Source organism: Shewanella vaxholmensis, from assembly GCF_031932135.1.
Lineage (GTDB): Bacteria > Pseudomonadota > Gammaproteobacteria > Enterobacterales > Shewanellaceae > Shewanella > Shewanella hafniensis.
Map to the genome: position 1 here is coordinate 1 of NZ_JAUOEV010000033.1, position 22,400 is coordinate 22,400.

The window sequence follows — 22,400 nt, forward strand, 5'->3', positions numbered from 1 at the left end:
CTTCCTAGCCTACTGAAGTGAATGTGTTACAAAGCTCGGTTACGAGTTAAATCATAAGTCCGGGTCCCCTTCGTCTAGAGGCCTAGGACACCGCCCTTTCACGGCGGTAACAGGGGTTCGAATCCCCTAGGGGATACCAAATTTTGGTTCCTAGCAAATAACTAACGTGTTGTTTGGTAAGAACAAAGCATTTACTTCCTAGCCTACTGAAGTGAATGTGCTACAAAGCTCGGTTACGAGTTAAATCATAAGTCCGGGTCCCCTTCGTCTAGAGGCCTAGGACACCGCCCTTTCACGGCGGTAACAGGGGTTCGAATCCCCTAGGGGATACCAATTTTAATCAAGGTTTATCGAAACTTTGGTTAAAGACAATAAACCACCTCAAGGTGGTTTTTTTGTGTCTGAATTTTGAATATTAAATCGAGATCTCCCCGATTCATTTACGAGTCATACGCCTCGAGTTATTTGCCTAAGCCGAATTTACCCACCAATCAAACCATCCACATTAAGATAAATAATGCTTCGAGAGGCATACTTAGTGTGGTGAAGTCATTCTGTTCAATTGTGTGATAAGAATTATTTAAGTGTTTTCCTGCTTAACCTTGCGTTAACCCATAGCTAAAACTTACCTTTCGGATTATTCAGTGTGTTGGCACTTTGAATGCTGCTACTTTCAATACTGATAAGTTGAACCGTTAATCGCGATTTATCTCATGCTTCCAATAGCTCAACGAGCGCAATTTGAAGTGAGCCGTTCTCACTGCATCTATTGTGCAAAATAGCGTATCGTTGCGGTGAATATGAGGGCGAGTGTAAGAGTGAAGCTTTGCGGGAAGAGGGCAGATTTAGGCGGAGACTTATTTGAGATAAAAAAGGCGACGCTCATTGCTGAGTGTCGCCTTTCGTCATTTAACTTTTAATTTAGTCTACACCTAAGAATCCACCGGTTTGGTGTGCCCATAGCTGGGCATAAATACCGCCAGCGGCAATAAGTTCTTGATGAGTGCCTTGTTCGACGACTCGGCCTTGATCTAACACTATTAGCCTGTCCATCGCGGCAATGGTTGAAAGTCGATGAGCGATTGCAATTACTGTTTTACCTTGCATTAACTCATATAAACTTTCTTGAATGGCGGCTTCGACTTCGGAATCAAGCGCTGAAGTGGCTTCATCAAGCAGCAAAATCGGCGCATTTTTTAATAAAACCCGCGCGATGGCGATACGCTGTCTTTGGCCCCCAGAAAGTTTTACACCACGTTCACCCACTTGGGCATCTAAACCATGATTACCGTGAGGGTCACTTAGATCCTTAATAAAGTCATAGGCTTGAGCTTGTTTAATCGCACTGTCGAGCTGTTCTTCGCTGGCCGTTGGATTGCCGTAAAGAATGTTCTCGCGGATAGTACGGTGCAACAGTGATGTATCTTGGGTTACCATACCGATTTGCGAGCGTAGCGAATCCTGCATAACCGTTTTAATGTCTTGATCGTCAATATTAATCTGACCTTTCTCGACATCGTAGAAGCGCATTAATAGATTCACTAAGGTCGACTTACCCGCACCAGAACGTCCCACTAAGCCAACTTTTTCACCTGCCTTAATATTCAGATTCAGATCTTCAATCACCCCTGTTTGCTCACCGTAATGGAAATACACTTGGTTGAAATCAATCTTACCCTGATTGACGACCAACGGCTTGGCGTTTGGCTCATCTTGGATGATCGTTGTTTTCGATAAGGTGTTCATCCCATCGGTGACAGTGCCGATATTTTCAAATAACGAACTGATTTCCCACATGATCCACTGTGACATGCCGTTTAAGCGCAGTGCTAAACTGACCGCAATGGCGATGGCGCCTACCGTGATTGCATTATCAGTCCACAGAGCTATCGATACAGCGGCAATGCTGAATGCGAGTACATAGTTGATAATTTGCACGCTGACACTGATGCCCGTTACTAAGCGCATTTGGCGATAAACCGTGTCTAAGAATATCCGCATACTGGATTTGGCGTATTCGGCTTCTTTTTGCGTGTGGGCAAATAGTTTCACTGTGGTGATGTTGGTATAACTGTCGACAATACGGCCTGTCATGGTCGAGCGCGCATCGGCTTGTTCGGTAGAGACACTTTTCAGCCTAGGTACAAAGTACCATTGCAGCCCAACATACAGTGCAAGCCAGATGAGCATAGGTATGACTAAGCGCAGGTCGGCGCTGGCGATCATCACTAACATAGAAGTGAAATACACGAGAATGTATACCAATACATCGAGTAATTTCATCACAGTTTCACGCACGGCTAGGGAGGTTTGCATGACTTTGGTGGCGATTCGGCCAGCAAAATCATCTTGATAAAATGACACACTTTGCTTTAGCAAATAACGGTGGGCGAGCCAACGGATCGACATAGGATAATTGCCGAGCAAGGTTTGATGCATGATAAGCGCATGCAGCAATACCAAGATTGGCATCACAATCAGCACCATGCCTCCCATCAGCATCAATGTCGTGCCTTCGTCTTGAAATAAGGTTTCAGGATTTTTTTTCACAAGCCAATCCACTAATTGGCCCATAAATCCGAACAGGGACACTTCAAGCATCGCCAGCATAGCGGTCAGCACTGACATTAAGATCAGCGGCAGTTCGTAGCCTTTAGTGTAGTGGCGGCAAAAAGCATAAACCCCTGTGGGTGGCTTAGTCGGTTCATCATCGGGGAGGGCTTCAACCCAAGATTCAAATCGTTTAAACATGAATTAACTCTATGGTGAGATAAAAAATAGTCGCGTATAGCATATACCCAAACAACCTGAAGATGCAGGATTCAGCGGGAATTTAACGCACTTTAGGCAAGGCCCTTTATTGCTCCTGCATAAATGGCATTCACGCCATCCATGGCGATTGCGGTTATTTGCAGACCTATGGACTAAGTTAAAAATAACCAACACGGCATAAAGTGCGTTACCCCGTGGTTAACATCAGCCGCCGGGACGGAGCGCCTAGGGCACTCTACTTCCGTGTTGCATCAATTCAAAAGGTGGCCGACATTCTGTCATTGATGCGCCTTGAATTGAAGCACCCTAGACGCTCTGAAACTCGTATCTTCAGGTAGCTTGGGTATATAAGATTTCATTCCCTAAAAGCATTGAAATGATTGAGTTCCGTTTTCCGCTAGTGCTACATGCTAGTTTTACGTAAAGTAATGAACAAGAAATTAATTGTGAGCGAATATTGTCGGGCGTGATGAAAAATGAGTACAGATAGAGCGTCTGAGAGTGCGATTAAGCGTGATGAAATAGACTCAGTGCATTCACTGGAGTCAAGTGCTGGGCTACTTTCTGCGTCCATTTGCCGTGAGGCTAGGATGAGCCGCGATCCGCGTTTTGATGGTAAGTTTTTTGTGGGCGTATTAACGACGGGGATTTATTGCCGTACCGTGTGTCCTGCCGTCGCGCCAAAAGAGCAGAATGTGCGTTATTTTGATTCGGCCGTGAAAGCCGCCCAGGCTGGATTACGCCCGTGTTTGCGTTGTCGGCCCGACAGTGCGCCAGGCTCAAATCCATGGAAAGGCACAGGCACTACGTTGGCGAGAGCAATTAGTTTAATTGAAGCGGGCGCCTTAGCGGGGAAATCATCGGGAGAGCCAGCGTCGACTGTGACACAATTGGCTGACAGATTAGGGATAAGCAGTCGTTATCTCAATAAACTTTTTACCGAAGGCTTTGGCACTTCGCCTAAACAATATGCCTTATACAGGCAGTTACTGTTTGCAAAACAACTGCTACATCAAACCCAATTACCTATCACCCAAGTCGCGCTGGCGGCGGGTTTCAATAGTATTCGCCGTTTCAATGAGGCATTTAAGCAAACCTTACAATTGACGCCAACTCAATTAAGAAAGACCGCTTTAACTAAGGCGGCAAAGGAGCAGGTTATTGATTCATCAACAGGATTCGGTGAAATTGATACTTTGGGTGAATTTGTGCCGCACTATGGATTAACCCTATATCAATACTATCGACCCCCATTGGATTGGGCATCGCAGCTGGCATTTTATCGCTTACGTGCGGTGACGGGGATGGAATGGTTCACGCCGCAAGTCAGTCATCCACAAGCGAGCGATGCAGTTCAGATTGCAGATGAAACGAACCTTGCCGCTGAAGCCAAGGCTGATGATAACGGGCTCGAATATGGTCGCTGTTTTGCCATAGGCAAGATGCGCGGCACAGTGCAAATTATCCATGAGCCTAAGCTGAATCGCTTCAAACTTGCGATTGCTTTGACCGAAGATTCCGCCGTTGATGAGCTGCAATTGCTGGTCACTGAGGTGCGACGCATTTTAGATCTCGATGCGGATATGCAGCAGATTGAGCAAGGTTTAAGTACGCTGCCGAGTTTAGGTTTAATGCCGTTTTCGGGATTGCGCATTCCTGGCGCAGGCTCTTTGTTTGAAGCGGTTTGCCGCGCGATCTTGGGTCAGCAAGTGACTGTCGTGCAGGCGACTAAGCTACTGAATATATTGGTTGAAGCCTATGGCGAGCGTTTTAGTCTCAATGGCCGCGAGTATCGATTATTCCCAACACCCGAGGCGATTCGTGAGGCGAGTTTAACAGAGCTTAAAATGCCTGGCGCCCGTAAATTAGCGCTCAATGCGCTCGCAGCGTTTATCTGCGAACATCCTGAGGCAAGTGTCGATGATTGGCTTAGCGTTAAAGGCATAGGTCCTTGGACGATAGCGTATGCCAAGCTTCGTGGCTTGGGCGATCCAAACGTGTTTTTACATTCGGATTTGATTGTTAAAAAGCATTTATTGGCCTTATATATCAAGAACAATAAGTTAGATGAAACGGCAGCCGCGGCAGTGAGCTATCCCAAATTGTGCGAGCAGCTGAGTCAACAAATTGCCCCGTGGGGCAGTTACTTAACCTTTCAGCTCTGGCATCAATAACCATTAAGCCGCCTCACATTTAACGGCCAGTTTTAAAAGATGAGTAAGTAGTTCAGTTAAGTACCAAATTAAGATCAAACAAAGAGCAAACGAAGAGACAGAATATGAAACATGCGATTCGTCAATTGAGCCAAGCGCCAAGCATTGCAGAATATCAACCCTGCGCTGTAGATACGTTTATCAGTCCTGTCGGAATATTGCAGTTAAATGCCAATGCCTATGGACTGAGCCATTTAACCGTTGTCGGCTCGGATCGCACTGAGATTACGCTTGCCAAGGCGAGTGAGGATGCCCTCAATCAAGCTAAGGCGCATATTCGCGAAACTCAGACGCAGCTTGCGAATTACTTTGCGGGTGAGCGGGTTGAATTTGATTTAAAGCTCGCGCCCAAGGGCACTGAATTTCAGCGCGACGTATGGCAAGCCTTGCTCAATTTAGATTACGGCCAGAGCTGTAGTTATGGGCAGATTGCCGAGCAAATCGGTCGGCCTAAGGCAGTGCGTGCCGTGGGCGCGGCCAATGGCGCCAATCCCATCGCGATTATTGTGCCTTGCCATAGAGTAATAGGCAAAAATGGCAAGTTAACGGGTTACGCCTACGGGCTTGCGATGAAACAGCAGTTGTTAACGCTGGAAACTGACAAGCACTGCCTCGATATTTAAGCTAGAATAGCCGCCTATTAAGATATTGGTGAGCAGTTAAACTTTCTATGACTCAGGCTTCTTCCTCTGCGGCAAGCTTTGCCCAACTCGGCATTATTGCACCTTTGCTAAATCGACTAACCGAATTAGCCTATGTTTCGCCCACACCAGTACAGGCGGCGACGATTCCCGCTGTGCTCGCTGGGCGGGATGTGTTAGCCGGCGCCAATACGGGATCGGGTAAAACGGCAGCCTTTGCCGTGCCGCTGTTGCAGCAACTTGTTGAAGCAAAAACAGACGATAAGACAGGCGCTTATGTTCGTTGTTTGGTCTTAGTCCCAACCCGTGAATTAGCCCAGCAAGTCGCAGACAGCTTTCTGTCCTATGCCTCGCATTTGAATGGCAAGCTAAAAATTGTCGCCGCGTTTGGCGGTGTGTCAGTCAATGCGCAAATGCAGAGCCTACGCGCTGGTGCCGACGTATTAGTGGCAACGCCGGGTCGTTTGTTAGATCTGTTGTCCAGCAATGCCATCAAACTTAACCGCGTTAGCGCCTTAGTGCTTGATGAAGCCGACCGCATGTTAAGCCTTGGTTTTACAGAAGAATTAGCCCAAGTGCTCGACGCTTTGCCCGCCAAGAAACAAACCTTATTATTCTCAGCAACATTCCCTGAAGAAGTCCGTGAATTAACGGCAAAATTACTGAATGATCCGCTTGAATACCAATTCCAAAGTGAACAAGAAAGCACGATTCATCAACGGGTGATTACCGTTAATCGTCCGATGAAAACCGCATTATTGGCGCATCTGATTAAAGAACATCAGTGGTCACAGGCGTTGATTTTTGTGAGTGCCAAAAATACCTGTAATCATTTAGCGCAAAAGTTGTCTAAACGTGGGATCAGTGCCGAAGTCTTCCATGGCGATAAAGCCCAAGGCGCACGTACGCGAGTGCTCGATGGGTTTAAAAATGGTGAGATCAGTGTGTTAATCGCTACTGACATTGCCGCCCGTGGTATCGATATCGATAAACTGCCTGTGGTGATCAACTTTGATTTACCAAGAAGCCCTGCAGATTATATGCATCGCATTGGCCGTAGTGGCCGCGCCGGTGAAGCAGGCTTAGCTGTGACCTTGATTTCCCATGAGGATTATCACCACTTTGGCGTGATAGAGAAAAAGAACAAGCTTAAGTTAGTGCGTGAGCAAATTGTCGGTTTTGAAGCCGATGACGAAATGCCAGCCGAACTGTTAGAACAAGCTAAACCTGTCGCCAAGCCCGAAGGTATGGGTAAAAAAAAACGTAAACAGTTACCGCCTGCCAATGCTGAATTTTGGGGTAAAAAATCTTAAGTCGTTGGAAACAAGCTATTCTTAGCTTATCTCTGACGTCCCTTGTCATCTCACTTGTCGTAGGTAAGGTTTATGCAACACTTATTCTGGTTAGTTGAAGGTAAAGTCGCAGGGCGCAGTGGTCCCAATAAAGATCCTTGGGATTTGCAGGCGCTTAAAGAGGCCGGTATTGGTGCCATTCTATCGGTCAATGGGGGCGAAGGCTGCGAGCCTAGCACCTTTAAAAAGCTCGATTTACGTTACGAATGTATTCCCTTTTCGCGCAATGTGCCGCCCCAAGATGGGGATGTGGCGATTTGTGTCGCTCAATTGCCCAAGGCATTAGCCTTTATCCAGCAGTGTGAAGCCGATGGCTTACCTGTGGTGATCCATTGCCGCTCGGGTAAGGATCGCACTAGCCTCATCATGGCATATTACTTGATGGTCAATGGTGCTGCGCCATTACACGCTGTCAGCCAAGTTCGCAGTATTCGCGATATCGCCTTTACTGCCGATGGCTGGGATCAATTCGCCTTTGACGTTTTGTACGCATTACAAGACTAAGCCTTTTTAGGCGACTTAGAGTCGAACCTATTCATTAATAGGCATAATAGTTTCATTCGTTTGACCTTAGTCATCAAATTTTTACTGTGTTAAGGTTAAGCTATCCGCAGGTTGGTTTTAGTGAGTTATCTATCTAATTATGAAAAGTAAGGCAAGTCAGTCACAGGGATTACTACTGTTTCGGTTATCACAGACTCAAGTGTTTGCCTTAGGCACGTTGAAAGTGCGTGAGCTGGTGCCGTACACACGTCTCAGTAAAATTCCTCAATCTCATCCGACGATTCTGGGGGCTTCAACTATCCGCGGCCATACGATTCCTATCATAGATATGGCAGCAGCGATTGGTTATCGGCCGATTGCTCCTGAAGAGCGGGAAAAGTGCTACATCATCATCACGGATTGTCAGCGGATGATCATTGGTTTCTTAGTGCGTGGTATCGATAAGATTATCGAATGCAACTGGCGTGATATTGAAGCTCCTTCGTCTAGTTTAGGGAAAAATGCCTATTTGACGGGCGTGACACGTTTTGAGGACCAACTGGTACAGTTGCTTGACGTTGAACTGTTATTGTCGAAAATCTTCCCCGATAACCCAAAGGCAAATCGGGCTATTTTGACCGACGTACAACGTGAAAAACTTAAACCTATGAATATCCTTTTAGTGGATGATTCTAAGGTGGCACGTAAGCAGTTGTCCGACGCCCTTGATATGATTAACATTCCTTATCGAGTCACCGCCGACGGCAAAGAAGCGCTAGTCATGATGGAGCAAGCGGCACTGGAACATCACCCGATAGATATTTTGGTGAGTGATATCGAGATGCCGGGACTGGATGGTTACGAATTGGCTTTTGAAGTGCGTGATAATCCACTGACTGCCAAGGCCTACATTATTTTACACACTTCTTTATCCAGCGAAATTAGCGTGAGTCAGGCCCATCAAGTAGGGGCAAATGAAGCACTGACTAAGTTCGATGCCCACGAGTTAATCGACGCCATGTTACGGGGCGCCGATCTCGCCTTAGACAAGCGTTAATCTGGCGCTTGTTAGTTTTTTGTATGCTTTTTGCGGGGCTAGGGTAATTTAGTTAGCTTATTTCCCCGCAAAACTAGACAAGTCCAGTCACATCCTATAAAAACCTTATTGGCCTCATTTCCGAAGGTGCGCGTTGGGGATCTCAACCGAAATATAATAACGATAGGTTAAACCATGAAACAAGAATCATCATTGTTAGCTAAGTTGGCTAATGGCAGTCTAGTAATACAAATCTTTTTGGGGATAATCGCTGGTGTGGTCTTAGCCAGTTTTTCACCGAGTAGCGCGAAAGATATCGCCTTCTTAGGCAGTTTATTCGTTGGCGCATTAAAAGCGATTGCTCCCATCTTAGTTTTTATCTTAGTGGCGTCATCGATTGCTAATCAAAAAAAGAATACTCAAACCAATATGCGTCCCATTGTGGTGCTGTATTTATTCGGCACTTTCGCGGCCGCATTAACCGCAGTGCTCCTGAGTTCGATTTTCCCGACTAATTTAGTCTTAGTTGCTGGCGTAGAAGGCACCAGCCCACCACAGGGCATTGGTGAAGTCATCCATACCTTGTTATTCAAACTGGTTGATAACCCAGTCAATGCGTTAATGACGGGCAACTATATTGGTATTCTCGCTTGGGGTGTGGGTTTAGGTTTAGCCCTACATCATGCTACCGATTCGACTAAACAAGTGTTTGCCGACATGAGCCACGGTATTTCACAAATGGTGCGTTTTATTATCCGTTTAGCGCCTATCGGTATTTTTGGTCTCGTTGCGGCGACATTTGCCGAAACCGGTTTTGCGGCGATTGCAGGTTATGCCCAGTTATTGGCCGTGCTATTAGGTGCGATGGCTATTATTGCTTTAGTTGTTAATCCATTGATTGTGTACGTGAAGATTAAACGTAATCCGTATCCGCTGGTATTTCAATGCTTGCGTGAAAGTGGTGTGACGGCGTTTTTTACTCGCTCGAGCGCGGCAAACATTCCGGTGAATATGGCGCTGTGTGAAAAGTTAAAGCTGCATGAAGACACTTATTCCGTTTCTATTCCCTTAGGTGCCACCATCAACATGGGCGGCGCGGCGATCACTATTACCGTATTGACCTTAGCTGCGGCGCATACCTTAGGCATTCAAGTCGATTTACTGACCGCATTGTTACTGAGTGTTGTTGCTGCTGTTTCAGCTTGCGGCGCATCCGGTGTGGCGGGTGGTTCATTATTATTGATCCCACTGGCTTGTAGCTTGTTTGGTATTTCTAACGATGTTGCCATGCAAGTGGTTGCTGTTGGCTTTATTATTGGTGTGGTTCAAGATGCAGCCGAAACTGCACTGAACAGCTCAACTGACGTTATCTTTACCGCTGCCGCTTGTGAAGCCGCTGAGAATAAAGCTAAACTGAGTTAACGAGTGCTGTTATTCGTATCGAAAAGTATTATGGAAGCAGTCACTTAGGTGGCTGCTTTTTTTATGGGAGTCGTTATGATCTTTTTTGATTTTAGCGTGCTAGATGCTGCAAAGCCCTGGTATGGAATAAATGACACTGTGATGGGCGGTTTGTCCCGCAGTAAAATGACGGTTTCACCTTTAGGTTATGGTGAGTTTAGTGGCCATGTGTCGCTGGCAAATGGCGGCGGGTTTGCCTCAGTACGTTGTGAGTTTAGCCCTATAGATGTCAGTGAATTTACTGGGATTTACCTCGAACTCGATGGCGACCGAACTAAAGACTATAAAGTGAATTTAAAGGATGTCGACACACCGCAAAGTACGGTATATCAAGCGCCTATGCCCACGCCAACTCACCAAACCTTTGGTGTGAGTAGTGCCAGAGTGTTGAATTGGCAGCGGATAGAAATTCCCTTCAGTGATTTCAAGCCCCAATGTCGGGGTAAACCCATTTCCCGTCCGAATATGGTATTGAGTCAGTTGTGCAGCTTAGGGTTAGTGATTGGTGCCCAGCAAAGTGGCGACTTTTCATTGAAAATCAGAGAAATCGGCTACTACTAGCGCTTATAGTGAGTTTCTTATGGTGAATTTATTGTCGCGAGTTTCTTACCGCTAAGTGCTTATGGCAGATGGCTTGTTGCTAATGGCGCGGGTCATCTCAAGGCTTAATTGAATAAGAAAAAGGATAAGGCCGAGGCACTTATCCTTATGGTGGCGGTGCCAAATAGTGAACTTGGCGAAAGCCGCAGCTTAAGCGCCGATAATCCCTAATGGTTTGGCGGTTTGCCACGCACCGCGGGTAAAATCAGGGAAGGTGACTGAGTTACTGCGGTCATTGAGTGAATGTTCACTTAAGATATTCACCACCGACCAAGATGCACCATCGTACACATCCTGATCTAAAGCCTCACCATTGCGTAGGCAATAAATCATTCGCCATAGCATCACAAAGTCCATGCCGCCGTGGCCGCCGTTAATTTCAGCCTCTTTGCCTATGCGTTGCCACAGTGGGTGATCGTATTTGTCATACCACTTTTGCATATCCATATCCCACTCGTGGTAACTTTGACCAAAGCCACCATTTTCGACGGCGATCCGATTCGGGAAGCCGGCAAACACGCCATTGGTCCCTTGGATCAAATTGTGGCGACTGTAAGGTCTTGGGGTCGTCGTGTCATGCTGGACCATGATGGTTCGGCCTTTAACGGTTTTAATCAGGCTGGTATTGATATCCCCATTGATGTACTTGAGCTGATTACGCTCATGATCGGCGGGGAATTCACGTTTAGCATAGAGCGCGCGGCCAAGGGCGGGGGAACTCATCGAGGTTAGATAATCGAATCGGTCACCGCGGTTAATGTTCATATACTGGGATACTGGCCCTAAACCGTGGGTAGGGTACAAGTTACCGTTACGTTTGGTATGCCAGTAAGTGCGCCATGAGCCTGTCTTATGGTCGATTTCCTTCATCTGCCAGCGTAGCTCATGGATGTAGGCGGCTTCGCCGTGGAGTAGCTCACCAAATACTCCTTGGCGCACCATGTTGAGCACCATCAGTTCTTCGCGGCCGTAGTTGACGTTCTCCATCATCATGCAGTTTTTCTGAGTGCGCTCAGCGGTATCGACAACTTGCCAGCACTCCTCAACCGTGAGCGCCATTGGCACCTCAACAAAGGCATGCTTGCCGCTCTCCATGGTTTCGATTGCCATAGGAGTGTGCCATTCCCACGGGGTCGAAATAATCACAATATCGATATCATCGCGGCTCAGCAAATCGCGATAGCTCAGATCATTACCAGTATAGACAGCCGGTTTGGGCCGATTCTGTTTAACGATATGATCTACGGCTCTGTCGAGTACCGCTTGATGGGTATCACAAATGGCTTTGAGTTCAACGCCTTCTAAATGACAGAATTGCTCGACATGGCTAAAACCCCGCTCGCCAACACCGATAAAGCCGACTCGGACCACGTCCATCTTAGGTGCTATGAGTCCGATAACGGATTTACCCACTTGCGGTTTAGGGGCGACGCTACTGGCGTAGGCATTGAGAGCAATATTGGCAGTAACGAGTCCTGCAGTAGCGGCACCTGCGGCCTTAAGAAAATTACGACGATGAATGTTATGCATAGCGCTTCCTGCTTTATTTTTGTTTTGTAGGGATATTGAAATATCACTTGGTCTTATTTGTACGGTAATTCACTTATGGGTTATATCAGAAACCCCATTTAAATTGGCAATAAAAGATGTAACAAGCTCATTCGGCTCGGTAGATAAGTCTTTTAGCTGCCTTTACTTTAGCGATAAGTAAATAGTGATAAAGATCGCGTTTTTATTTGTAGATTGAGCTACACTGCCGATTAATTAGTCAAAGGTATTTATCTTTTATATTTTAAACATTTAGCAAATTTAAATTAACCATAAAGTTACATTTGACGGGCGGTTTGAAGTAATTTGCTGTAGTGGGGAGTAAAGCGTTAAATGGGTTCTATGCTTAATGTACTACCACAACTGACATTCACTTTAGGTGATTGGGTATTGCATAAGGATATCAGGATGTCTGGGATTGAAAAACGCCGTCGCCTTCATTGGCGGGAGACAGATATGCAAAATCGTGAAATTATTGGTCGTTGGTTAGATGGGCGTCCTTTATTGGGTGACAAAATTACCCTCTATAAAGAAGACGGAAAATATTTTTTAGAAACTTGGTTTAGCGATGGCTGCCATAGTTTAGATGAAGTCTATATGTCGCAAACCGCTGAAGGCCATAAGCTGGAAGATGTGGGCGGTAATTTCTTTGGTGAATTCTTTATCGTGACACAGTCACAGCAATTACAATTTTGTAATGAGCAGGGCTGTTATTTCCAAGCGGATAAATTAGCCGCCGATGGCGATTTTGCTCAAGGCATGCGCGTCGCTTAAACGACTACAGTCGAATCCGTAAATAACTAAGGTCGCATTTTAGCTCTGTGCTAAGTCGCGACCTTTTGCTTTTATGGGATTGCAGCTATTGGATTGAGTTATTCGCTAAAGGGATGTTTACTGCTAAAAAACAGTGGTTTAGCCGAATAGGGATGGGTCAGACTTAAGCTTTGTGCATGTAAGCATAAACGCGGTTTGGCTTTGATAACCTCGGCATCACCGTAAAACTCATCGCCTAAAATCGCATGGCCTAGGGCAAGCATATGCACACGCAATTGATGGGTGCGGCCTGTTTCTGGCGAAAGCTCGACTAAGGTGCTGTTTTCTCTGCGTTCTAGTACACGGTAGTAGGTGAGTGCGCTTTTACCGCCAGTTTCTCCTGCTTGCAGTGTCTTTTGATAGGGTGGATGCTCAGTGTCTGGTGCAATCGCGAGGTCAATCATGCCCTGTTCCTGTGGCACATGTCCCATCACTTCGGCAATATAGACTTTCTTACTCTGTCTATCTTGAAACTGCGTTTTTAAATGCGACTCGGCTTTTTTATTACGGGCGAACACCATAATGCCTGAGGTCGCGCAGTCGAGCCGATGCACTAAAATCGTTTCTGGATAAAGGGTTTCTAAGCGAGTTAACGCGCAATCGAAGGTGTGAGCCGCTATACCCGGATTAGACAATAGGCCCGAAGGTTTATTGATGATAATCAGATCTCTATCTTTATAGCGGATGTCTAGCCAAGGAACTGCTGGGGGCTGGTAATCAAATATCTGCATTTTGTCCTCATTTTTGCGCGGCCATACTAGCAAAATTTACGCAGGCACACAGCATAATCTCATGCTCGCTTATTCCTAGAGGGAGGAAGGCAAATATTCTGCAGGTGTTTTACGGCTCCAGATACGGGTATAAGCCATCAGCTGCGGATAAAAAGTGCGGAATGCGGTTTCGATTTCGATCTGCATTTTATTGACGACTTTATGGGCATCTTTAAACAGTGCGGCTTGCGGATGCTGTTTTGCCACTTGTGCTAAAGCGTGTTGTAAGCCTTTTTCTGTGGTGTAGCTGCCGAGCCAATCGGCGCTGCGCATGGCGGGCAAGAGCTTAGCAAGTGCTTCTGGATGGTATGGGTCTAAACCTTGGGCGGAGAAAGTATCTAACGCGTCATAGGCCTTGCGGCTGAATTCATCCAAGGGTTGGTGATGATATTCTTCCCAATAATAAGCTAAATAGTGATCGAAACTCACGGCCATGAGTTCTGCTGCTATGCTTCTTAAGGGCGCAGGGAAAGCTTCCATTAATTCAATCGTGAGTTCGTGGCTGGCGCAGAGGGTATTAATCTCTTGGTTTAGCCATAACGCTTGGCGTAACTCAATTGGAGCTTGTGCAACTGGCGCTTGAATATAGTTACCCGCCACATTGGCGGCAAGGTGTGTTTTACTGATGTCGGCGAGATGTAAGTGTGTAAGAAAGTTCATTATTTTGCGCTTGGTTAACCACGTCGGTTCACGGTATCATGCACAAGCGCGCTTAGGAAAGCGCGGAAGCCAAAAATGCAGTATTTTTTCACTTTTTATTGATAGCGGGTGTTTGTTCATTACGAATAATCCTCATCAGCGTTAACGCTGTTCTAGCCATCAATATGAGAGAAAGTGAAATAAAATCAATAACCTTTTTTAGGATCATGGATGATGTGGAACTGGTTCACCAAAATGCTTGGTAGAGACGAGCAGCCAAAGCGCAAAAAAGTGCTGGTAGAAATCCCCTTTGAACAACACCGTTTTAGCATGGATGATTTCAGCCGTTCACGGCTTAAATTCGATGCCGATGACAATCAGCCCCAAGATGGCGTCAATCCTGTGGATCCCGAGCAAGAAGTGGACGCTGGCAATAAGTAATCTTGATATTCTTGGCCTCTAACCATAGACTAGCCGCCGTTCTAAGCTACCTAGAGGCCAATCATGCGCGTTGCAGACTTTTCTTTCGATCTCCCCGATGAGCTGATCGCTCGTTATCCTATGGCGCAGCGTAATGCATCACGTCTGTTAACCTTAGACGGCAATTCTGGCGAGTTAGGCGACAAACAGTTTACCGATCTGCTGGGGATGATTAATCCCGGCGATTTAATGGTGTTCAACAATACCCGAGTGATCCCCGCGCGTATGTTTGGCCAAAAGGCCAGCGGCGGCAAGTTAGAGATTTTAGTTGAGCGTATGCTCGATGATAAGCGCATCCTCGCCCATGTTCGCAGCTCTAAATCCCCAAAAGTCGATTCGTTAATTCTGCTCGACGGTGGCTATCAAATGAAGATGGTCGCCCGTCACGATACTTTGTTTGAACTTGAGCTGTTATCCGAGTTGACCATTCTAGAGGTGCTCGAAGCCGTAGGGCACATGCCTTTGCCTCCTTATATCGATAGACCCGATGAAGATGCTGACAAAGAGCGCTATCAAACTGTGTATAACCAAAATCCAGGCGCCGTTGCTGCGCCAACGGCGGGGTTACATTTTGACGATGCCATGCTCGATGCATTAAAAGCCAAGGGTGTGAATATCGCCTTTGTGACTTTGCATGTAGGCGCGGGAACGTTTCAACCGGTGCGTGTTGATACCATTCTTGAGCACAAGATGCATTCAGAGTGGGCCAATGTGCCGCAGGATGTGGTCGATTTAATTGCGCAAACCAAAGCGGCGGGTAAACGCGTAGTTGCCGTCGGCACAACATCTGTACGTTCCTTAGAAAGTGCGGCGCGCGCTAGCCAAGGTGAACTCAAAGCCTTTAGCGGTGATACAGACATATTTATTTATCCCGGCTATCAATTCCAAGTGGTCGATGCCATGGTGACGAACTTCCACCTCCCTGAATCGACCCTCATCATGTTAGTCAGTGCATTTGCGGGTTTTGATCATGTTATGGCGGCGTATCAACATGCTATCGCGCAAAAATATCGCTTCTTTAGCTATGGCGATGCCATGTTTGTGACGAAAAAAGCCCACTAGACCAAGATTTTGTTTTAAAATAGCCGCCCAAAGTGAGTATGGGCGGCAACTTTTTTTCGTCAAAAGGTTGAACCTTTTAACGCTGTCCCCATCTCTATTGTTAATCAAAATGGCATTAGCCATTAAAAATGTAGTCAGACTGTTTATCTGGCGAGGTGAATTATGAAATTTGAATTAGATACTACCGACGGCCGTGCGCGCCGTGGTCGGTTGATTTTTGACCGTGGCACAGTAGAAACCCCAGCATTTATGCCTGTGGGAACCTACGGCACAGTTAAAGGTATGACGCCAGAAGAAGTACGTGCCACAGGCGCAGACATTTTGCTCGGTAACACTTTCCATTTATGGTTGCGCCCAGGCGAAGAAATCATGCGTAAGCACGGCGACTTACATGATTTTATGAACTGGCAGCGTCCTATTTTAACTGACTCGGGTGGTTTCCAAGTATTCAGTCTTGGCGATATCCGTAAGATCACCGAAGAAGGTGTGCATTTCCGTTCGCCAATCAATGGCGAGAAAATCTTCTTAGATCCTGAAAAATCAATGCAAATTCAAGATGCATTGGGCAGTGATGTGGTGATGATTTTTGACGAATGTACGCCATATCCCGCAACTGAAGACGAAGCACGTAAGTCAATGCAGATGTCGCTGCGTTGGGCGAGACGTTCACGTGATGAATTTGACCGTTTAGAGAACCCTAACTCTCTGTTCGGTATTATTCAGGGCGGTGTGTATGAAGATTTACGCGACGAAAGCTTAAAAGGCTTAGTCGATATAGGTTTCGACGGTTATGCCGTCGGTGGTTTGGCCGTAGGAGAGCCTAAAGCGGATATGCATCGCATTCTTGAGCATATTTGCCCGCAAATTCCTGCAGACAAACCTCGCTATCTGATGGGGGTCGGTAAACCAGAAGATTTAGTTGAAGGTGTACGTCGTGGTGTTGACATGTTTGACTGTGTGATGCCAACCCGTAATGCCCGCAACGGTCATCTGTTTACGAGTGAAGGTGTGATCAAAATACGCAATGCGCGTCATAGAGATGACACGTCACCACTTGATACTAAGTGTGATTGTTATACCTGTAAAAATTATTCACGGGCGTACCTTTACCACTTAGATCGTTGTAATGAGATTCTGGGTGCGCGTTTAAACACCATTCACAACTTGAGATACTATCAAATGTTAATGGAAGGTTTGCGCGGTGCGATTGAGACGGGTACATTAGACGCCTTTGTGGCGGACTTCTATACCAGTCAAGGTCGCGAAGTACCAGAGTTAGTCGATTGATTTTTTTGCTAATAAGAAGAGAAAACTATGTTTATTTCAAATGCATACGCAAGCGCTGCCGGCGCACCACAAGGTGGCGGCACGATGGAATTGATTTTCATGCTGGCAATTTTCGGCCTGATTTTCTATTTCATGATTTTCCGTCCGCAATCAAAACGCGTTAAAGAGCACAAAAACCTGATGTCATCAATCAGCAAAGGCGACGAAGTGCTGACCAGTGGCGGGATTTTAGGCAAGATTGCAAAAATCAGCGACGAAAGCGATTACGTGTTACTGAGCTTAAACGACACGACTCAAATCACGATCAAAAAAGACTATATTGCAGCTGTATTGCCTAAGGGCTCTATCCAGTCGTTGTAAGCCAAGAGGGCTCAGGCGTGTTAAATAAATACCCAATGTGGAAAAACATTATGGTGATGCTCGTCATCGCCATAGGTTGTTTCTATGCCGTACCGAACCTTTTTGGTGAAGATCACGCGGTGCAAGTGGTGGCGACTCGAGGTGCTGAAGTCACGGCATCAACCCAAGCCAGTGTGAACGAGCTGTTAGCCAGTAAGGGCATTGCGGTAAAGCGCTCTGAGCTTGAAAAAGGTCAGTTGTTGGTCCGTGTGCAAAATGCGGATCAACAGCTACTGGCGAAAGAATTAATTGCTGACAGCTTAGGTGACAAGTTCACTGTGGCGCTCAACTTAGCCCCAGCGACGCCTAAATGGCTCGAGTCAATGGGCGGCAGCCCAATGAAACTCGGTCTCGACCTTCGCGGCGGTGTGCATTTCTTAATGGAAGTGGACATGGGCGAAGCGATTCGCAAGATGGAAGAGGCTAAAGTTGCCGATTTCCGTTCACAACTACGCGAAGAGAAAATTCGTTATGCTGGTATTCGTAGCAATACCACAGGTATCGAAATCAAGTTCCGTGATGCTGAAAGTCTCGCGAGTGCCGAGCGTTTCCTTAAGTCTCGCAGTAAAGATATGGTGTTCACTGATGCTAGCCGTGGCGAAGATTTTGCCCTGCAAGCTGTGATGAGTGATGTGTACCTTAAGCAGATTAAAGAAGAAGCACTGCAACAAAACATTACGACCATTCGTAACCGTGTAAACGAGTTAGGTGTGGCTGAGCCTGTAGTACAACGTCAAGGCGCCGAGCGCATTATCGTTGAACTGCCAGGTGTGCAAGATACGGCTCGCGCCAAGGAAATCTTAGGTGCAACCGCATCGATTGAATTCCACATGGTCGATGACAAAGCTGATCCTAATGCTGCGCAATCTGGCCGTTTACCAGCGGGTTCTGAAGTGTACCAGCGCCGCGAAGGTGGCACTGTGGTATTGAAGAAAGAAGTTATGCTGACCGGTGATCATATCACGGGCGCACAACCTAGCTTTGACCAGTACAGTCGTCCACAGGTTAGCATCAACCTTGATGCGAAAGGCGGCACCATTTTCTCTGACGTGACCAAAGACAACATAGGCAAGCCTATGGCGACATTGTTCATCGAATATAAAGACAGTGGTGAGCGCAATGCCGACGGCAGCGTTAAGATGCAGAAAATCCAAGAAGTGATTTCTGTTGCGACCATTCAAGCGCGTTTAGGCCGTAACTTTGTGATCACTGGTTTAAGCCATGGTGAAGCACAAAACCTCGCGCTACTACTGCGTGCCGGTGCCTTGATTGCCCCAGTGTCAATTGTTGAAGAACGTACCATTGGTCCAAGCTTAGGTGCTGAAAACATTCAAAACGGTGTGCAGGCTATGGTTTGGGGTATGGCGGTTGTCTTACTCTTTATGCTGGTTTACTACCGCGGCTTTGGTCTTATCGCCAACATCGCCTTAACCATGAACTTAGTCATGGTGGTGGGCGTAATGTCCATGATCCCTGGCGCTGTGTTAACCCTACCGGGTATTGCCGGTATGGTGTTGACTGTGGGTATGGCGGTTGACGGTAACGTGCTGATCTATGAGCGTATCCGTGAAGAATTACGTGCGGGCCGTAGCGTCCAGCAGGCCATCCATGAAGGTTATGGTAACGCATTCTCCACCATCGCCGATGCGAACATCACCACTTTCCTAACGGCGCTCATTCTGTTTGCCGTAGGTACAGGCGCTGTTAAAGGCTTCGCGGTGACCTTGATGATAGGTATTGCGACTTCCATGTTTACCGCAATCGTGGGTACTCGCTCAATCGTTAACGCGATTTGGGGTGGTAAGCGCGTGAAGACTCTGTCTATCTAAGGGGAAGTGACAATGCTTGAAATTTTATCTTTAAAACATACGGTAAACTTCCTCCGTCATGCACTGCCTATCAGTATTATGTCGGCTGTATTGGTGCTGGGCTCGCTGGTTTCGCTCGCGACCAATGGCATCAACTGGGGTCTTGATTTCACTGGCGGTACCGTCGTTGAAATGGAGTTCACTAATCCGGTCGATTTAAACGCCCTGCGGGTGCAACTGACGACGCCTGATTCTGAAGGCGCCATTGTGCAAAACTTCGGTTCTAGCCGTGACGTATTAGTACGTTTACAGGTGAAAGAAGGCGTTAAGAGTGACGTGCAAGTTAAGTCTGTCATGGAAGCTGCGCAGAAAGTTGATCCACAGGTTCAGCAGAAGCGTGTTGAGTTCGTTGGCCCACAAGTGGGTAAAGAACTGGCTGAGCAAGGCGCTTTAGCAGTATTAGTCGCGCTTATCTGTATCATGATCTATGTGTCATTCCGTTTCGAATGGCGCTTAGCGTTTGGTTCCGTTGCGGCACTGGCGCACGACGTGATCGTGACTTTAGGCGTGTTTTCGGTATTCCAATTAGAATTCGACTTGACCGTTCTGGCGGGTCTATTGACGGTTGTGGGTTACTCACTCAACGATACTATCGTGGTATTTGACCGTATCCGTGAAAACTTCCTTAAGATGCGTAAAAGCGACCCTGAAGAAGTGGTGAATACTTCAATTACTCAAACCATGAGCCGTACAATCATCACCACAGGTACAACCTTAGTGGTGGTCGTAGCCTTGTTCCTTAAGGGCGGCACTATGATCCATGGCTTTGCGACTGCATTGCTGATGGGTATTTTTGTGGGTACGTATTCTTCTATCTATGTGGCGAGTTTCTTGGCCATCAAACTGGGTATTAATCGTGAACACATGATGCCAGTTGAGATTGAGAAAGAAGGCGCAGACCAACCTCCTATGATGCCTTAAAGGTTACATTCGAGTTAAAAAGCCACCGACGAGGTGGCTTTTTTTTAGCTCGAATTTGAGATAGATCTGACATTCTGCTAGCAAACTCACAAAGTTATAGTCAGTTATGCTGTAAAAATGGAATGTTAATTAAATTAACAACTGATGCAAAAATCAGCGCTCGACAGGCTCGGCTATTTAGCAGTAGGATGTCGGCAACCCATATTCCAGAGAGTTGTAGCCGTAGGATGTCGCATGGAAGAACGTAAAGTGTTAGTTGCTGGTGGTAATTTATTGCAAGCCCACACATGGAAAGGTTTATTAGAGGCCTGTGGTATTCATGTTGAGCTCAGAGGTGAAGCGCTATTGGGCGGGATTGGTGAGCTTCCTACTGGGATGCAAAACGTCGAGTTATGGGTGGGCGAGTCTCAACATGCGTCGGCGCAAGTGCAACTGAATGCGCTGGATGTCGAAAGCCCACAATGGCAATGTGTGCAGTGCCATGAAACCAATGAAGGCAGTTTTGAGCTTTGCTGGCAATGCAGCTCTGAGCGCAGCGAAAGCCACAACTAGCCTTGGATAGGCAATCACCTTCGCTTTGTGCTGTGGCTGAAAGATTGCGTCTACTGGATGAGAAGATTACACTTTGCTGATAAGCTGACATTCATCATGTCATTCAATATCTTATCTAGGAGTCAGTGATGCCGCATCTCAGTGCTTTTTCCGCCCTTGTTGACGCAATTCTGCCTAACATCACCGAAGTGACCATTGAAGCCTATCAGGCCGATGACAGCTGGCATCTTGTGGATGTGCGTGAGGATCGCGAGTGGCTGCAGGATCATTTACCCCAAGCGAAACATTTAAGCCGGGGTATTTTAGAGCGTGATATCGAAGCACGTTTCCCCGATAAGCATACCCCCATATTACTCTACTGCGCAGGTGGTGCGCGCTCAGCCTTGGCGGCCCATAATCTGCAACTCATGGGCTACACCCGCGTTGCCTCTTTGATAGGTGGCTATAAGGGCTGGGTACAGCGTCAACTGCCAGTCGTGCAGGATTAAGCGTTCAGGATCTCATTTAATGCAATATTTCCCCTTGTTTGTCGATACGGTTAACTTAAATGTTTTGCTGGTGGGGGCGGGTGATGTGGCGAGCCGTAAGCTGGCGCTGCTAACACGTACCGAAGCCAGTATCCATGTGATAGCCCCTGAGGTGAATCCTGAAGTGCAGCGTTATGCCGATACGGGTCGTATTCTGCTATCCCAGCGTGAAGTGGTCCACGCCGATATTCAAAATTATGATCTGGTGTATTTAGCCACGGCAAACGACAGTCTTAATGCCGAGTTGGCGACTCTAGCTACCGCGCGCGGTATTTGGGTTAATGCCGTTGATAATCCGGCATTTTGTCGCTTTATTACGCCTTCGATTGTCGATAGAGGCCGTTTAGTAGTGGCGATCAGCACTGCGGGTGCTGCACCGGTATTTGCACGCACAATTCGCTCGCGCTTAGAATCCAGCCTACCGCAATCACTCAAGCCTTTATTCGACTTTGTCGCCGATAGACGCGTCGAAGTGCAAGACAAGCTCGATTCAACCTCGAAACGTCGCTTATTTTGGGAACGTTTTTTCGATACCAATGGCGACCGTTTCGATAGTCGTACCGCCGAGCATTACCATAATGCGTTTAATCATTTAGTTAGCCGCGGCGAAATCCTTTTGCTGGATGATTCAGCCTCTGTGGACTTACTGCCACTCGCCGCCATGCCGTTATTACAGCGCCTCGATTGGATCTATAGCCAAGGCGATTTGAGCGATGAATTGGCAGAATTAGTGCGTCGAGATGCTAATCGTGGTGAGTTACCCGCACTCAGTGAATTGAGCCAGCAGTACGAGCAGGGCACTCGCATGTTGCTGGTGGCCGATACGCAAAAAATCAGTCTGTTGAAGGCGCATTTTCCCATGGCTAAGCATTTGCGACCCGGCGCGATTTAACCTCTTATCGATTCTGACTTCTGTCCGATTGCACTTTCTGTTCGATTTGATGGACGTATCCTATTGTTCGTTTGAGCTAATGCC

General features: G+C 46.9%; 21 protein-coding genes and 2 tRNA genes. 19 read left to right on the plus strand and 4 right to left on the minus strand.

What is annotated here, in order from left to right; genetic code table 11:
• The first annotated feature begins 63 nt into the window (after positions 1–63).
• Together Q4Q46_RS20175 and Q4Q46_RS20180 are read left to right on the plus strand one after the other, a co-directional pair.
• A tRNA-Glu gene (locus tag Q4Q46_RS20175) sits at positions 64–139 on the plus strand.
• 118 nt (positions 140–257) lie between these two features.
• Positions 258–333 (plus strand) — tRNA-Glu (locus tag Q4Q46_RS20180).
• Between the two features lie 588 nt (positions 334–921).
• Here Q4Q46_RS20180 and Q4Q46_RS20185 read toward each other — a convergent pair.
• Positions 922–2,751 carry an ABC transporter ATP-binding protein gene (locus Q4Q46_RS20185; RefSeq protein WP_311898102.1) on the minus strand — a complete coding sequence of 610 codons (1,830 nt, stop codon included), beginning with the start codon at positions 2,749–2,751 and terminating at the stop codon, positions 922–924.
• Between the two features lie 497 nt (positions 2,752–3,248).
• Here Q4Q46_RS20185 and Q4Q46_RS20190 point away from each other — a divergent pair, with 497 nt between their 5' ends.
• From Q4Q46_RS20190 to Q4Q46_RS20220, 7 genes are all read left to right on the plus strand, one after another.
• Positions 3,249–4,946 carry an Ada metal-binding domain-containing protein gene (locus Q4Q46_RS20190; RefSeq protein ID WP_311906900.1) on the plus strand — a complete coding sequence of 566 codons (1,698 nt, stop codon included), beginning with the start codon at positions 3,249–3,251 and terminating at the stop codon, positions 4,944–4,946.
• A 104-nt stretch (positions 4,947–5,050) separates the two neighbouring features.
• Positions 5,051–5,608 carry a methylated-DNA--[protein]-cysteine S-methyltransferase gene (locus tag Q4Q46_RS20195; RefSeq protein WP_311906901.1) on the plus strand — a complete coding sequence of 186 codons (558 nt, stop codon included), beginning with the start codon at positions 5,051–5,053 and terminating at the stop codon, positions 5,606–5,608.
• 47 nt (positions 5,609–5,655) lie between these two features.
• A complete protein-coding gene (locus tag Q4Q46_RS20200; RefSeq protein ID WP_311906902.1) occupies positions 5,656–6,939 on the plus strand; it encodes a DEAD/DEAH box helicase in 1,284 nt (427 codons plus the stop codon).
• Between the two features lie 72 nt (positions 6,940–7,011).
• Complete coding sequence (locus Q4Q46_RS20205) at positions 7,012–7,482, plus strand: phosphatase domain-containing protein (RefSeq protein ID WP_006082288.1); 471 nt, start codon at positions 7,012–7,014, stop codon at positions 7,480–7,482.
• 139 nt (positions 7,483–7,621) lie between these two features.
• A complete protein-coding gene (locus Q4Q46_RS20210; protein ID WP_011847213.1) occupies positions 7,622–8,518 on the plus strand; it encodes a chemotaxis protein CheV in 897 nt (298 codons plus the stop codon).
• Between the two features lie 174 nt (positions 8,519–8,692).
• Entirely contained in the window at positions 8,693–9,919 is a 1,227-nt protein-coding gene (sstT, locus tag Q4Q46_RS20215; protein WP_006082286.1) for a serine/threonine transporter SstT, read from the plus strand.
• A 75-nt stretch (positions 9,920–9,994) separates the two neighbouring features.
• Positions 9,995–10,519: a CIA30 family protein gene (locus tag Q4Q46_RS20220; protein ID WP_006082284.1), complete on the plus strand. Its 525-nt coding sequence runs from the start codon at positions 9,995–9,997 to the stop codon at positions 10,517–10,519.
• A gap of 189 nt (positions 10,520–10,708) precedes the next feature.
• Here the strand turns inward: Q4Q46_RS20220 and Q4Q46_RS20225 are convergent, their stop codons facing one another.
• Positions 10,709–12,088: a Gfo/Idh/MocA family oxidoreductase gene (locus Q4Q46_RS20225; protein WP_311906903.1), complete on the minus strand. Its 1,380-nt coding sequence runs from the start codon at positions 12,086–12,088 to the stop codon at positions 10,709–10,711.
• A 351-nt stretch (positions 12,089–12,439) separates the two neighbouring features.
• Here Q4Q46_RS20225 and Q4Q46_RS20230 point away from each other — a divergent pair, with 351 nt between their 5' ends.
• Positions 12,440–12,880: a hypothetical protein gene (locus Q4Q46_RS20230; RefSeq protein WP_311906904.1), complete on the plus strand. Its 441-nt coding sequence runs from the start codon at positions 12,440–12,442 to the stop codon at positions 12,878–12,880.
• A 98-nt stretch (positions 12,881–12,978) separates the two neighbouring features.
• Here the strand turns inward: Q4Q46_RS20230 and Q4Q46_RS20235 are convergent, their stop codons facing one another.
• A complete protein-coding gene (locus tag Q4Q46_RS20235; RefSeq protein WP_311906905.1) occupies positions 12,979–13,650 on the minus strand; it encodes an RluA family pseudouridine synthase in 672 nt (223 codons plus the stop codon).
• A gap of 75 nt (positions 13,651–13,725) precedes the next feature.
• Positions 13,726–14,349 (minus strand): acyl carrier protein phosphodiesterase, encoded by a 624-nt coding sequence (locus Q4Q46_RS20240; protein ID WP_311906906.1) that lies wholly within the window; start codon positions 14,347–14,349, stop codon positions 13,726–13,728.
• A 210-nt stretch (positions 14,350–14,559) separates the two neighbouring features.
• Here Q4Q46_RS20240 and Q4Q46_RS20245 point away from each other — a divergent pair, with 210 nt between their 5' ends.
• The 9 genes from Q4Q46_RS20245 to Q4Q46_RS20285 all read left to right on the plus strand — a co-directional run bounded on the left by Q4Q46_RS20245 (position 14,560) and on the right by Q4Q46_RS20285 (position 22,316).
• Entirely contained in the window at positions 14,560–14,769 is a 210-nt protein-coding gene (locus Q4Q46_RS20245; RefSeq protein WP_006082279.1) for a hypothetical protein, read from the plus strand.
• 63 nt (positions 14,770–14,832) lie between these two features.
• A complete protein-coding gene (queA, locus tag Q4Q46_RS20250) occupies positions 14,833–15,870 on the plus strand; it encodes a tRNA preQ1(34) S-adenosylmethionine ribosyltransferase-isomerase QueA (RefSeq protein ID WP_226060536.1) in 1,038 nt (345 codons plus the stop codon).
• A gap of 162 nt (positions 15,871–16,032) precedes the next feature.
• Positions 16,033–17,157, plus strand: a complete 1,125-nt coding sequence (tgt, locus tag Q4Q46_RS20255; protein WP_006082277.1) for a tRNA guanosine(34) transglycosylase Tgt — start codon at positions 16,033–16,035, stop codon at positions 17,155–17,157.
• Between the two features lie 27 nt (positions 17,158–17,184).
• A complete protein-coding gene (gene yajC / locus Q4Q46_RS20260) occupies positions 17,185–17,517 on the plus strand; it encodes a preprotein translocase subunit YajC (protein ID WP_006082276.1) in 333 nt (110 codons plus the stop codon).
• Between the two features lie 17 nt (positions 17,518–17,534).
• Entirely contained in the window at positions 17,535–19,385 is a 1,851-nt protein-coding gene (gene secD / locus Q4Q46_RS20265; RefSeq protein ID WP_259574142.1) for a protein translocase subunit SecD, read from the plus strand.
• 12 nt (positions 19,386–19,397) lie between these two features.
• Positions 19,398–20,345, plus strand: coding sequence for a protein translocase subunit SecF (gene secF, locus Q4Q46_RS20270; protein WP_006082274.1), 948 nt, complete (start codon positions 19,398–19,400; stop codon positions 20,343–20,345).
• Between the two features lie 234 nt (positions 20,346–20,579).
• On the plus strand, positions 20,580–20,897 hold the full coding sequence (locus Q4Q46_RS20275; RefSeq protein WP_006082273.1) for a putative signal transducing protein: 318 nt from the start codon (positions 20,580–20,582) through the stop codon (positions 20,895–20,897).
• A gap of 128 nt (positions 20,898–21,025) precedes the next feature.
• Positions 21,026–21,385 (plus strand): rhodanese-like domain-containing protein, encoded by a 360-nt coding sequence (locus Q4Q46_RS20280; protein WP_311906907.1) that lies wholly within the window; start codon positions 21,026–21,028, stop codon positions 21,383–21,385.
• A gap of 19 nt (positions 21,386–21,404) precedes the next feature.
• Positions 21,405–22,316: a precorrin-2 dehydrogenase/sirohydrochlorin ferrochelatase family protein gene (locus Q4Q46_RS20285; RefSeq protein WP_259480943.1), complete on the plus strand. Its 912-nt coding sequence runs from the start codon at positions 21,405–21,407 to the stop codon at positions 22,314–22,316.
• The last annotated feature ends 84 nt before the right edge of the window (positions 22,317–22,400 follow it).

What these genes read in the sequence shown, in the direction of transcription:
- Q4Q46_RS20185 (WP_311898102.1), bottom strand. Translation starts at nt 2,751, where the DNA reads ATGTTTAAACGATTTGAATCTTGGGTTGAAGCCCTCCCCGATGATGAA.
- Q4Q46_RS20190 (WP_311906900.1), top strand. Translation starts at nt 3,249, where the DNA reads ATGAGTACAGATAGAGCGTCTGAGAGTGCGATTAAGCGTGATGAAATA.
- Q4Q46_RS20195 (WP_311906901.1), top strand. Translation starts at nt 5,051, where the DNA reads ATGAAACATGCGATTCGTCAATTGAGCCAAGCGCCAAGCATTGCAGAA.
- Q4Q46_RS20200 (WP_311906902.1), top strand. Translation starts at nt 5,656, where the DNA reads ATGACTCAGGCTTCTTCCTCTGCGGCAAGCTTTGCCCAACTCGGCATT.
- Q4Q46_RS20205 (WP_006082288.1), top strand. Translation starts at nt 7,012, where the DNA reads ATGCAACACTTATTCTGGTTAGTTGAAGGTAAAGTCGCAGGGCGCAGT.
- Q4Q46_RS20210 (WP_011847213.1), top strand. Translation starts at nt 7,622, where the DNA reads ATGAAAAGTAAGGCAAGTCAGTCACAGGGATTACTACTGTTTCGGTTA.
- sstT (WP_006082286.1), top strand. Translation starts at nt 8,693, where the DNA reads ATGAAACAAGAATCATCATTGTTAGCTAAGTTGGCTAATGGCAGTCTA.
- Q4Q46_RS20220 (WP_006082284.1), top strand. Translation starts at nt 9,995, where the DNA reads ATGATCTTTTTTGATTTTAGCGTGCTAGATGCTGCAAAGCCCTGGTAT.
- Q4Q46_RS20225 (WP_311906903.1), bottom strand. Translation starts at nt 12,088, where the DNA reads ATGCATAACATTCATCGTCGTAATTTTCTTAAGGCCGCAGGTGCCGCT.
- Q4Q46_RS20230 (WP_311906904.1), top strand. Translation starts at nt 12,440, where the DNA reads ATGGGTTCTATGCTTAATGTACTACCACAACTGACATTCACTTTAGGT.
- Q4Q46_RS20235 (WP_311906905.1), bottom strand. Translation starts at nt 13,650, where the DNA reads ATGCAGATATTTGATTACCAGCCCCCAGCAGTTCCTTGGCTAGACATC.
- Q4Q46_RS20240 (WP_311906906.1), bottom strand. Translation starts at nt 14,349, where the DNA reads ATGAACTTTCTTACACACTTACATCTCGCCGACATCAGTAAAACACAC.
- Q4Q46_RS20245 (WP_006082279.1), top strand. Translation starts at nt 14,560, where the DNA reads ATGATGTGGAACTGGTTCACCAAAATGCTTGGTAGAGACGAGCAGCCA.
- queA (WP_226060536.1), top strand. Translation starts at nt 14,833, where the DNA reads ATGCGCGTTGCAGACTTTTCTTTCGATCTCCCCGATGAGCTGATCGCT.
- tgt (WP_006082277.1), top strand. Translation starts at nt 16,033, where the DNA reads ATGAAATTTGAATTAGATACTACCGACGGCCGTGCGCGCCGTGGTCGG.
- yajC (WP_006082276.1), top strand. Translation starts at nt 17,185, where the DNA reads ATGTTTATTTCAAATGCATACGCAAGCGCTGCCGGCGCACCACAAGGT.
- secF (WP_006082274.1), top strand. Translation starts at nt 19,398, where the DNA reads ATGCTTGAAATTTTATCTTTAAAACATACGGTAAACTTCCTCCGTCAT.
- Q4Q46_RS20275 (WP_006082273.1), top strand. Translation starts at nt 20,580, where the DNA reads ATGGAAGAACGTAAAGTGTTAGTTGCTGGTGGTAATTTATTGCAAGCC.
- Q4Q46_RS20280 (WP_311906907.1), top strand. Translation starts at nt 21,026, where the DNA reads ATGCCGCATCTCAGTGCTTTTTCCGCCCTTGTTGACGCAATTCTGCCT.
- Q4Q46_RS20285 (WP_259480943.1), top strand. Translation starts at nt 21,405, where the DNA reads ATGCAATATTTCCCCTTGTTTGTCGATACGGTTAACTTAAATGTTTTG.